The 12,046-nt window shown below is 77.2% G+C and carries 7 protein-coding genes; 1 reads left to right on the top strand and 6 read right to left on the bottom strand.

Going from position 1 to position 12,046, the window contains the following annotated elements:
• Positions 1-266: 266 nt before the first annotated feature.
• Entirely contained in the window at positions 267-1,994 is a 1,728-nt protein-coding gene (locus tag B5D80_RS14305; protein WP_088644354.1) for a ricin-type beta-trefoil lectin domain protein, read from the top strand.
• Here the strand turns inward: B5D80_RS14305 and B5D80_RS14300 are convergent.
• The 6 genes from B5D80_RS14300 to B5D80_RS14275 form a co-directional block, all read right to left on the bottom strand.
• Positions 1,991-2,953, bottom strand: a complete 963-nt coding sequence (locus B5D80_RS14300) for a hypothetical protein (protein ID WP_088644353.1) — start codon at positions 2,951-2,953, stop codon at positions 1,991-1,993. The two genes, B5D80_RS14305 and B5D80_RS14300, sit on opposite strands and share 4 nt — an antisense overlap.
• Positions 2,954-3,035: 82 nt before the next feature.
• Positions 3,036-3,659, bottom strand: a complete 624-nt coding sequence (locus B5D80_RS14295) for a sigma-70 family RNA polymerase sigma factor (protein WP_245854567.1) — start codon at positions 3,657-3,659, stop codon at positions 3,036-3,038.
• A gap of 202 nt (positions 3,660-3,861) precedes the next feature.
• Positions 3,862-7,218, bottom strand: coding sequence for an AAA family ATPase (locus B5D80_RS34295; protein WP_088644351.1), 3,357 nt, complete (start codon positions 7,216-7,218; stop codon positions 3,862-3,864).
• 51 nt (positions 7,219-7,269) lie between these two features.
• Entirely contained in the window at positions 7,270-9,837 is a 2,568-nt protein-coding gene (locus tag B5D80_RS14285) for a hypothetical protein (protein WP_088644350.1), read from the bottom strand.
• 6 nt (positions 9,838-9,843) lie between these two features.
• The gene (locus tag B5D80_RS14280) at positions 9,844-10,938 is read right to left on the bottom strand and encodes a hypothetical protein (RefSeq protein ID WP_088644349.1); all 1,095 of its coding nucleotides are present in this window, start codon (positions 10,936-10,938) and stop codon (positions 9,844-9,846) included.
• Positions 10,935-12,023: a hypothetical protein gene (locus tag B5D80_RS14275; protein ID WP_088644348.1), complete on the bottom strand. Its 1,089-nt coding sequence runs from the start codon at positions 12,021-12,023 to the stop codon at positions 10,935-10,937. Before B5D80_RS14275 ends, B5D80_RS14280 begins: the two co-directional genes overlap by 4 nt.
• Positions 12,024-12,046 lie beyond the last annotated feature (23 nt).

Below are 12,046 nucleotides of genomic sequence, written 5' to 3'. Positions count from 1 at the left end.
GGTCCTGGCCGAGGCCGCGGTGGAGAAGTTCGGTGGTGACTCGGTGACCGAGATCCGCCGCAACCTGACCGGTTACCTCGACACCCTCGTCATCCGGTGAACGTCCGGCAGGTCGGCGGCGTGCCGACCTGCCGCCGGCCCGGACCACCCACCCCGGCAGCGCCCCGGTCACCGGCACCCGGCAAACTCCACGCTGATCCGACTGAACCTTCGGCTGGCTCGGTGCGTTGAGAGGTCGAAGCCACAGCCTGTCGAGGAGCGCACCGGTGCCACTGACCTCCACGTCCCACCGCCAGCGGCTGGAACGACTCGTCGGTGGGGTGCGGCAACGGCTGTCACCACTGACCGGTGTCATCCGGCGGGGACTGTCCCGCCTACCCGGCCCGCCGATCGTGGCGCGGATCGTCGCCGGGCTGATGGCGCTGGCGCTCGCCGTCCTCGCCGGCTTCGCCGCCAGCACCGGATTCGGCACCGCCACCGCCGAGACCGTGGAGGGCAAACCGGTCCCCGCCGAGCAGGTGCCCCTGATCGCCCAGGCCGCACTCTCCTGCCCCACCCTCACCGCGCCCCGGCTGGCCGGTCAGCTCATGGCCGCCTCCGGGTTCGTGGCCGACGCCCGCACCGACGACGGTGGCTCCGGCGTGGCCGGCCTCACCGACGAGCTCTGGCAGCGGTGGCTGCCCTGGCCCGACGCGCCCCGGCTGGACGTCGCCGCGAACATCGTCGCGCTGGCCCACCACATGTGCGACCTCGTCGGGCAGGTGTCGCACGGCGACATCGACGGCGACACCTGGCAGCTCGCGCTCGCCGCACACCACTCCGGGATGTCCGCCGTCCGGGCCGACCGGGGCGTCCCCGAGGCGGCGGCCGGGTACGTGCGGACCGTCGTCGGCTACGCCGAGTGGTACTCCCGGCAGCCCGACTTCGACCCGGACGCGGCGGACGCGTCACCGACGCCCGCCCCGCCCGCGCCACCCGCCGGCAGCGCGCCGCGCCCCATCCCCGACGAACACCTGGCGGCGATCCTCGCCGCCGGCCGGACCTGCCCGGCGGTGACCCCGGCGAAGATCGCCGGTCAGCTCATGGCGGCGTCCGGGTTCAACCCGAACCTGCTCGGCCCCAACGGCGCGCAGGGCATCGCCCAGTTCCTGCCCACCGTGTGGAGCCGCTACGCGACCGCCGGCCAGTCACCGTGGGACGCCGCCACGGCGATCGCCACGCTCGGCCGGACGATGTGCGCCCTCACCACCGACCTGGGCGGGCTGACCGCCGACCCGTACCCGCTCGCGCTGGCCGCCTTCCAGTGGGGCCCGGGGGTGCAGGCCGGCGGCGCACCCGACCTGGACACGGTGGACGAGAACGCCGGCCGGGTCCTCGCCTACGCCGCCTTCTACGCCCAGGATCCCCGGCTCGGTGGGCGTCCGTCGCCGCGTCCCCCGCTGTCGGACACCACCCGGGGACCGGTGCTGGCCCTGCCCACCCCCGCCGCCCCCACCGTCGCCGGGGCCGGCCCGGGACGGCCGAGCGCCGCCGCGACCAGGCCGGCCCCGGTCGCCACCCGGTCCACCCCGGCCGCCGCCCGCCCGACCACCGCGCCGCCGGCCGCGGCCGCCGCCGGTTACCGCATCCGTGGGTACGGCGGGAACTGCGTGTACGCGCCCAGCGCCGCCGACGGCCAGCAGCTGGTGGTCTGGGACTGCAACGGATCGGCCCGGCAGAAGTGGACGTTCGGCGGCGACGGCACGATCCGGATGGGGTCGCTCTGCATGGACCTGGCGGACGCCTCCAGCGCCGACGGCACCCGGATCCAGGTGGCGACCTGCAACGGCGGCTGGGCGCAGAAGTTCTGGATCAACGGCTCCGGCGATCTGGTCAACTCGGCGATCGGCAGGTGCGTCGACATCCGGGACTGGTCCACCGCCAACGGTGCCGGCCTGCAACTGTGGACGTGCACCGGTGAGGCCAACCAGAAGTGGACGCGGGTGAAGGTCTAGCGGGGGCCGGCGGTGCGGCCGATCCGGGCCGACACCAGTGCCGTCCCGTCGGTCTCCGCGACGGCGAAGAACGCCAGCGTGTCGACTGCGGCCGGGATCTGCCCGGTGACCTCCTGCGGCCCGGCCGTCGCCGTCCACTGTGCCACCTGGTAGGTGCGGGTGTCGGCGGCGACCGCGTAGAGCCGGTACTGCACCCCCGCCGTCAGGCCGAGCACGGTGGCCCGCACGTCGGAGGCCGGCCCGGGGCCGTCGGTACGGGCGGAGACGGTGACGGACAGCCGGGTGGCGGCACCGACCCCCTCCACCGTCACCCCGGCGGCGACCGGGTTGACCGTGGACCGTCGGGCGTCGGGCACACCGACCTGCTGCCGCTGCCCGAGCGTGACCCCCAGGGACACCGCCGCGACCATGGCGAGCGTGCCGGCGACGAGCCACCGCCGTCGACCCCGCCGGACCCGGTCGGGTGCGCGGCCGGCCGGACCCCGCCCGTCCGCGCCCCGGGAGGGCGGCCGGTCCGCCGGCACCGGGCGCGACGGCGACGGACCGGCTGGGGCCGCCGACGGACGCGACGCGGCGTCGACGGACGGCGGGAGTTCGGGGGCCGGCGGGAGTTCGGTCGCCGGCAGCGACTCGGCGGCCGGTGGGGCCTCGGGGGGCGGCGTGACGCCGAGGGCCGGGACGACGGGGGCCGACTCGGCGGCCGGGACGACGGGGGCGGAATCGGCGGCCGGGACGGCGCGCAGGTCGGCGATCTCACCGGGGGTGAGCCCGGAGAACGCCCCCACCAGCGGACCCAGCCGGTCGCACTCGTCGAGGCAGATCGTGCAGGTGCCGAGGTGGCGTTCGAACTCCCACTCGTCCTGCGGGTCGAGGTCACCCCACAGGTAGGGAGCGCACTGCTCCAGAGGGGCGTGGGCCATCGGACCGGGGGCGTCGCTGTCGCTTCGGAGGTCGGTCATGGCCTGTCAGCTCTGCTCGGGAAGGCAGCGCCTCGCGGCCCCGCCGCCGCAATCGTATGCCATCGCGGTCGTGGTGGACGCCTCACGCACCGTCGACCTCCCCGATGACGGCGCGCAACGCGCGCAGGGCGTAGTGGGCACGGGACTTGACGGTGCCCTCGGCGATGCCGAACTCCGCGGCGATCTCGGCGGTGGACAGCCCCCGGAAGTAGACGGCCTCCACCACCCGGCGGTGCTCGACGCTGATCTTCGGCAGGGCGTCGCGGATGGTCCGCGCCGTCACCACCCGCTCGGCCACGTCGGCGGTCGCCGGCATCCGGCTGAGATCCAGCGCGCCGACCTCGGTCGGCCGGGCCTGCCGGGCCCGCGCCACGTCGATGGCGACCCGGCGGGCCACGGTGAACAGCCAGCGCCGTTGGGTCTCCAGGTCGGCGGCGAGGCTGTCGATGCTGCGCCAGGCCCGCATCATCGTCTCCTGGAGCAGGTCCTCGGCGAGTTGCCGTTCCCCCGACGCCAGCCGGAGCAGGAACCGGAACAGCGGCTCGGCGTGCACGGCGTGCAGCTCCCGCAGCCGCGCGTCGGGGGCCAGGTCGGCGGCGGGTGGCGGGGGCCCGGCCTCGACGGTCGATGCGTCGGCGGCTGGCACCACCCCGATGCCGGCCCCGCCCGGCGCGTCCGCGTCCGGCCCGCGAGAAAGACCTGCCAACCGGTGCCTCCCCAGCACGCTCACCGTCCGCGTGACCGGCCGAGCGGGCGCGCCCGTACCTCCGGTCCCACGTCGATCCAGGAGAGCATACGGGGCACCGTCGGACCCGCTGTCGCTGATGCCGCCCGTCGCCCGACGGCGCAACCGGCTCCGATGGGGACGGTCCACCGGCCGCAGCCGCCAGACGGTGCCACCGGGGCGGTCAGCCATGCGGGGCCGCCGCGGCGGTGACGTCCTCGGCCCGCAGGGTACGCAGGTCCGCGACGGTCGGCCCGGTCAGGCCGCGCAGCCGGCCCGCCTGCCGGGTCACCGCCTCGTCGAGCACCTGGCGGGCGTACCGGCCGTTGCCGAAGGCCGGACCGTGCGGGGCCTGCTCGAAGTGCTGGCGCAGCGCGGTCAGTGTGTCCCCGGGGCAGTCGTACCCGCCCGCGCGGGCCAGCCCCTCGAAGATGGCGACCAGTTCGTCGGCGGTGTACGGGGCGAAGTGGACGCGGCGGGAGAACCGGGAGGCCAGGCCGGCGTTGGCGGCGAGGAACTGCTCGATCTCCGCCTCGTAGCCGGCGACGATCACCACCACCTCGTCGCGGTGGTCCTCCATCAGCTTGACCAGCGTGTCGATCGCCTCCCGGCCGAAGTCGTTGCGGGCGTCGGGTGGTGCCAGCGTGTACGCCTCGTCGATGAACAGCACCCCGCCCCGGGCCCGTTCGAACGCCTCCCGGGTGCGGTGCGCGGTGTGCCCGACGTACTCGCCGACCAGGTCGGCGCGGGCCACCTCGACGAGTTGGCCGCCGCGCAGCACCCCCAGCGCGGTCAGCAGCTGCCCGTAGAGGCGGGCGACAGTGGTCTTGCCGGTGCCCGGTGGCCCGGAGAAGACCAGGTGCCGGGAGACCGACGGCGCGGGCAGGCCGGCCCGCACCCGGGTCCGTACGGCGGCCAGCAGGTCGATCAGGTCGGCCACCTCCTGCTTCACCGCGTCCAGGCCGATCATGGCGTGCAGCCGGGCCAGCAGCGCGTCCACCGCACCGGCGGGCGGCTCGTCGTCGGCCGGGCCGGCCGCCGCCTCGTCGAGGTCCTGCGGCAGCAACTGGGCCAGCTCCACCCCGGTGGCGGCGCCGCTGCCGGACAGCCGGAACGCCTGCCGGCTGACCATCTCCTCGAAGGTCTGCCGGGCCACCCGGGCGTTGCCGAACGAGGCCGTGCGCGGCATCGACTCGAACCACGACTCCAGGGCGAGCCGGGTGTCGTACTCCAGGGCGTAGTGGTGGTCGCGGCACAGCCGCTCGACGATCTGCACCAGCTCCGGGGAGGTGTAGCTCTCGAACTCGACGGTCTTGGAGAACCGGGAGGCCAGGCCGGGGTTCGCGGCGAGGAAGGTGCGCATCTGCGCCGAGTAGCCGGCGACGATCACCACCACCTCGTCGCGGTGGTCCTCCATCAGCTTCACCAGGGTGTCGACCGCCTCCCGACCGAAGTCGTGCCCCGAGCCGCCGCCGTCCACCGGGGCCAGGGTGTACGCCTCGTCGATGAACAGCACCCCGCCGATCGCCTCGGTGAACCGTTCGGTGGTCTTCACCGCCGTGCCGCCGATGTGTTCGGCGACCAGGTCGGCGCGGGCCACCTCGACCAGTTGCCCGCCGGGCAGCACGCCGAGGGCGGCCAGGATGCGGCCGTAGAGCCGGGCCACGGTGGTCTTCCCGGTGCCCGGCGCACCCGCGAAGATCATGTGCCGGGACATGGGCGGGGCCGGCAGCCCGGCGGCGGCCCGCCGCCGGCTGATCCGGTGCAACCCGACCAGGGTCGCCACCTCCCGTTTCACCCCGGCCAGGCCGACCAGGGCCGCCAACTCGGTCAGCAGCGGCGCGGCCGGGTCGTCGGCGGGCGGGTCGCCGGGCGTCGGCGTCGCCGGCACCGGCGCGACGGGGTCGACGGGCCGCGCCGGACCGGCCGGGTCGGGCCGGCCGGCCGGCGGCGGCCGGTGCGCCCCGTCCACCGTCGGGCCAAGGGGTGCGGGGTCGCCGTCGGTGCCGACGAGTTCCACCGCGGCGTCGTCCACCGTGGTACGCAGCCGCCCGCCCGCGTTGCCCCGCAGTTCGGTCTCGACCAGCCGCACCGGCCGGCGCGTCTGCACCAGCACCCCCGGCCCGGTGTTGCCGGACACCTCGCACCCGGTCACCTCGCCCTGCGACTCCCCGGCGAACCACACCCCCGGTCCGTCGCCGCCCCGCACCCGGCTGCGCCGTAGCTGCGCCGTCGCCCCCCGCTGGACGGTCAGCCCCGCACCCCGGCTGTCGAGCACCTCCACCCCGGTCGCCCGCAGCCGCCCGGCCGTCACCACCAGACCGGTCGCGCAGCCGCGCAGGATCGTCCCCTCCATGCTGAGTTCCCCGTCGGTCACCAGCACGCCGGCCGACCCGGCGTCGGTCACCTCGCCCCGGCGGACCCTCGGCCGGGCCGACTCCGCGACCCGTAGCCCGTCGCCGCCCGGCGCGGTGACGGTCAGGTCGTCGACCTCGGGGCGGGCGGTGCCCCGGGCCAGCAGCCCGCCCGGGGACCCGACGACCGTCACCCGCCGGACGTCGCCGGCCGCCGCGTCGGCGAAGAGCAGACCGACCCCGTCGGTGGCGGTCAACGTGCCACCCTCGATCCGGGGCGCCGCCGTGCCGCTGGCCACCACCGCCGCCCCGGTCGTCGTCCCGATCCGCAACCCGAGGTAGCTGCCGGTGGCGGTCGCCTGGACGCTCAGCCCGTGCCCGCCCCCGACGGCGAGGACGCAGTCGCGCAGCGTCGGGTCGGCGGCCCCGTCGACCAGCACCGCCGGGCCGGTCGCCGTGCGGATCTCGCAGCCGGTCAGCTCGGGGCTGCCCCCGGTCACCAGCACCGGGATGCCACCGGTGTCCACGATCCGGGTGTCGACCAGCCGGAGCGTGCCGTCCTCGACCACCACGCCGGGGCCGTCGACGGCGGAGACCACGCACTGCTCCACCAGCCCCCGACCGCCGCCGGTGCACAGCAGCCCGCTGCCGCGTACGTCGGTGATGGTGCAGCCGCGCAGCACCGGGTCGCCGCCGGTGACGGCCACCGCAACGGTGCCGATCCCGGCGACGGTGGTGCGGACGACCTCGCCGGTGCCGGCGCGTTCGAACAGCAGGCCCGCCCCGGCGGGGTTGCCCACCCGGCAGTCCCGCATGGTCAACTCCCCCCGGGGCACGTGCACCGCGACCACGCCACCGGCCCGTACGCCGCACCGGGTGAGTTCCAGCCGGCCGCCGCCGACCTGGACGGCCGGCATGTGCCCGCCCCCGCCGAGCAGCTCGATCCCGTGCAGCGTCACCTCGCCCGCGCCGACGTGCAGCACCACCCCGTCGCCCCCGTCGATGGTGACCGTGCCCGGCCCCTCCTCGGCGATCAGCGTCACGTCGCCACCGAGCTGGAGCTGTTCCCGGTACACCCCCGGCTGGACGACGACGGTGGCACCGGCCGGGGCGACCGCCAACGCACCGGCGATCGTCGGCGGGCATCCCTGCTCCGTCTGGGAGACCGCCATCACGGTGCTGTTCACCCCTCACCACCCTCTCGTCTGGTTGATTCCATGCCGCCCCGCCACCGGCGGTCACCCCGACGGCGGGGCGAACAGCCGCCCCGCCCCGTCGACGCCTACCCCCACCGGCAGCGGCGGGGTGCCGCCACCTGCCGGGTCCCCCGCCCCGACGGCCGCCCGCAGCCGCTCCAGCGTCTGCTCGCCGCCCTGTGTCGGCCGGCCGGCCGGCAACTCCCGCAGGAACACCTGCCGCAGCTCGCGGTCACCCACCGGCTCGTCCGCCAGCACCTGGAAGCAGGTCCCGGCGGGGAAGACCGCCGTACCGTCGGTGCGGGGTCCGGTGTGGATGCCGGTGGGTGTGGTGCGGGCCCCGGTGCCGGTCGTGCCGAGACCGCCCAGCCGGCGCGCGCCGACGGACCAGATCACGAACCGCACCCCGGCGTCCGGCACCGGCGCGGGCGTCGGGTCGACGTCGAGGAAGGCCGGCTCCACCAGCAGCGTGCCGGGCGGGTAGCCGCCCGGCGGTGCGACGGCCGCGGCACGGAAGACCGGTCCGAAGACCACCGGCAGGCGACGCAGCCCGTAGCCCACCCAGCGGGCCAGCACCGCCGGATCGTCGGCCGGCGCGGCGTCGCCCCGCAGTACCGGGTTCACCGTCTCCCGTTCCCCGGTGCAGTAGGCGCGGACCGCGACCAGGCCCGCCGGCAGGTCCGGCGCGCTCACCGCCGCCACCCGCAGGCCCGGTTCCTCTGCCAGGGTCCGGGTCACCACCTGCGTGTACGAGTCGTAGCGGCCGGCGAGGATCCGCCGCAGCGCCGTCCGGTCCCCGGCGGTGGGCGCACTCCCGTCCAGCCGGAACGTCACCGGGACCCGCGTCGGGGCGGGCGGGGCCGGGCGCGGTTCGGGGACGGCGGCCGGCGGCGCGCCGGGGCCGTCGGCCACCGGGCCGGGCACCGGTTCCGGTCGGTCGGGGGTCGCGTCGGGCGGCCGGACCGGAGTATCCGGACGGCCGGGTGCGGGGGCCGGTTCGTCGTGGGCTGTGGCGGGCGGCGCGGTCGGGCCGGGGGTCGGGCCCTCCGGGGCGGGCGGGGGCGTGTCCGTCGGCTCCGGGGCCGGCGGAGGGCCGTCCCCGGTCACCTCCGGCGACGCGACCCGCAGCAGGTCGAGCCGGGGAGCGGCGATCCGCTGCCAGCGGTCCGCACCGTCCGCCGGCACGGCCGCCGGGTCGACGGCCGACGCGGCCACGCCGGACAGGAGCACGCCCGGGGCGTCCGGGGCCGCACCGGCACCGTCCGGCGGCACGGCCTCGCGGGCGGCGGTCACGACGGGCTCGGCACGGGTCGTGGCGGGCGCGGTGCCGGTCGTGGCGGGCTCGACACCAGTCACGACGGGCTCGGCACCGGTCGTGGCGGGTTCGTCGGGTGGTGTGGGCGGCGCGGTGGGAAGGCACGCCGGGGCGGGGAGCACCGGACCGAGGTCGGTCACCGTGCGGGCGGTGCCGGCCGCCGGCCGGGGACGCCACCGGCGGAACGTGCCCGTGCTGGTCAGCAGCCCCGTCGCGGTGACCTCCACCCGGGCGTCACCGGCGACGACCGGAGCGCCGAGGGCGTCGGCGAGGGCTCCGAACAGCATCCCGGCCGTGGCGGGGTACGGCGCGTCCCCGCAGAGCACCACGGGTCGTCCGTCGTGCCGCAGGGCCGCCAGGTGACCGGCGAGCACCCCGGGTGGCACCGGCCGGCCGTCCACCTGGAAGCCGCCCGCGCCGAGCGCCACCTCGACCAGGAAGACGTCGAGGGGCACCGGAGCCCGCAGTCCGGGGCCCGGGAGATCGTCGCGCCCCAGCGGCGTCCCGGGCGGCGTAGCGGCGGGGTCGGGCAGGAAGGACCAGCCACCGGGGACCGGTCGTCCCGGCGGGCGGCCCCGGTCACCGGCCGGCGGCCCGCCTGGAGCACCCGGACCGCCGGCATCCGTCCGTTCCGGCCGCCCCGTGTCGGCGACGGACAGGACGGGCCCGACGGACCGGCCGGGCAGGGCAGGTTCGGCGGACAGCGCGGGCACGGCAGGCGGGGCGGGTTCGGCAGGCTCGGGGTGGCGCGGCCCGGCGGCCGGCGGTGGCCAGGTCGCGGGCAGCCACGTGTAGCCGTCCCCGACCGGGGCGACCAGCCAGCCCTCGGGGCCGCCGACCGGCCGGGACGGCCCGGCAGGTGGCGGGCACCAGGCGGCGGGCGGCTGCTCCGGTCGGGCCGGCCCCCCGTCGGCGGCGATCCACCGGCGGGCCGACGGCACTCCCCGGGTGGACACGGCCGGGGCGTCCAGCGGCACCGCCCCGTCGATCCCGAGATCCGTGCAGAGCCCGGCCGCCGAGTCCGGCACCGCCACCGGGTCGGCGTAACCGCCGAGCGGGACCAGCCGGAACCCGGCGGCCGACCCGCCGAGCTGGCGGGGCAGCAGATCGGCCAGGAGACCGAACAGGTCCGGTCGGGCCGACACGGTCGCCGAGCAGAGCACCACGGTACGGTCCGGGTCGGCCGGCAGCCGGGCGGCCACCCCGGCCAGGGCGGCGGACGGCTCCGTGGCGGTATGGACGACGAGCACGGCACCGACGAGGGCAGCGTGTACGGGGTCGGGCGGGTCGGTCATCGCCGGTCAGCCTGCCGTCCGTCGAACCGCGCCGGTGGCCTCGGCCAGCGCCGCCCGGCACCGGTGCACCGCCACCGCGTCCACGTCGGGGGGTGCGTAGCCGGCCGCCCGGACCGCCGCCAGCAGGCCGTCGTCCGGGGCGATCCGGTACCGGGTGAGGTAGTGCCCGGTGGCGGCGGACCAGATCCACCGGCCGTCGCCGAGCAGGTCCACCGGTACCGTGCGGCCCGGGGTGACCACGTCGGGCACCCGGGCCGGACTCGTGACGAGGGGGACCCCGGCGGCGAGGTAGCCGGCGACCCGGTTCGCCTCCGATGTCGACAGTCGGGGCCGGTCGGGGCCGAAGGTCGGGTTCCCGGTCGCGTCGAGGGTGTCGAAGGTCGCCGCGACGCGTACCCGCCTGGCCGGTCGGGCGGCCCAGAGCAGGACGGCTGCTTCCAGCGCGCGCCGGTGGTACGCCGGCAGCCCGGCGAGGTGTCCGAAGACCTCGACCAGCGGGTCGGTCCCGCCCACCGCCACCAGGGCGGCCTGGATCCGCGCGGTGAGCGCGACCGCCCCGGCGCGGGCCTGCACCAGGTAGACCCGGGTGGCCGGCGGGTACGGCGTCGCCGGGGCGGGCCGTCGCCAGACCCGCCACAGCCCGACCGGCTTCGCCTCCCCGCCGGCGAGGGCGTCGACGAGGGCGTCGACGGCGGCCCGGTCGACCCCGTCCACCCCATCGGGCGCGGTGTTCGCGGCGTGGGCGTCCACGCCGGAGACGGCCGATCCGGGCGGGCCGGCGGCGTGGCTGCCACCGGGCGGCGTGGGGCCGGTGGGCAGGTCCGGCGTCCAGACGTAGGGCGGGGTGCGGTCGGCCGCGGCGCGGGGCAGGTCGGCGAGCAGGTCGTCGGGCGCACCGGCGGCGGTGAGCACTCCGGTGAGCAGCAGCACGTCGGGGTCGGTCAGCCGGATCTGCCGGGCGGCGGCGGCGAAGGCCACCATCCGGGCCACCTCGCTCACCGCACCGTCGGCCAGCCGGGCGCGGGCGGTGCCGAGCAGCGCGGCGGGGGCCTGCCCGGCGATCCGCAGCAGGAGCCGGTGCATCGCCGACGGCACGCTCATGCCTCCACAACGGAGGGTCCGCCGTGCTGGTTCACCCCGGTCCGGGCGGGGTCGCACATCGCCGCGAATAGGTACGACAGCGACCGGTGCACCGCCACCGTGTCGAGGGTCGGGGCGGTGTAGTCGGCGGCCCGGATCGCCGCGAGCAGGTCCGGTTCGGGGGCGAACCCGTACTGGTCGGCGTAGTAGGTGACCGCCTCCGACCACAGCCACCGCCCGTCGCCCCGCACGCCCGTGGGCACCTGGTCGGCGGCCGACGCCGGGTCGAAGCCGTCGGCCGACCGGTGCGGGCTGGTCAGCAGCGGCACACCCGCGCCGAGGTAGGCCACGACCCGTTCCGCCTCGTCGTCGGTGAGGGTGTCGGGTGGGGCGGCGGGGTCCGGCGGGGCGGCCGTCCGCAGCGGGGCGGCGGGGCGGTCCGCCCACAGCAGCGCCGAGTAGGCCAACGCCCGCCGCTGGTACTCCGGCAGCTCCGTCGGTTCACCGAACGCCTCCACCAGCGGATGCCGTTCACCTGCCGCCTCCAGGGCGGCCCCGGTCCGGGCGGCGAGGACGACGGGTTCCGGGCCCTGCACGAGGTAGAGCCGCTTCGGCGCGGGATACCGCGTGTCCAGGGCCGGGTACCGCCAGGCCCGCCAGAGCCCCACCGGCCCCGGTGCGGCGGCCACCGCGGCCACGGCCGCCCGGTCGAGGTCGTCGGGCCCGCCCGGACCGTCCCCACCCACGGTCAGGTCCATGCTGTACGGCAGCCGACCACCGGCAGCGGCCAGCACCTGCGGGCCCACCGGGGCCATCCCGTACGCCACCGGCGGGGCGTCGCCGGTGGACAGCCCGGCGAGCACGTCGTCGTCCGCACCGGCGTCGGCCAGGACCCCGGCCAGCAGCACCCGCTCGGACGCGGTGAGCCCGATCCCTGCGGTCAGGCAGGTGAACGCCACCGCCTGGGCCACCTCGGCGAGCTGATCCGCCGCGAGCCACTGGCGGGCCGCGCTGACCACCTCGTCCGGGGCCTGCCCGGCGAGGCGCAGCAGCAGCCGGTGCACGGCGGTACGCCGATCGGTGGTCGGCCCGGTCGTCGTGGTCATGCCCCCACAACGGCCGGCGGGGC

It is taken from the genome of Micromonospora wenchangensis, assembly GCF_002210435.1.
GTDB lineage: Bacteria > Actinomycetota > Actinomycetes > Mycobacteriales > Micromonosporaceae > Micromonospora > Micromonospora wenchangensis.
The sequence above is the reverse complement of the archived record's forward strand: the minus strand, read 5'-3'. Positions and strand labels throughout refer to the sequence as shown.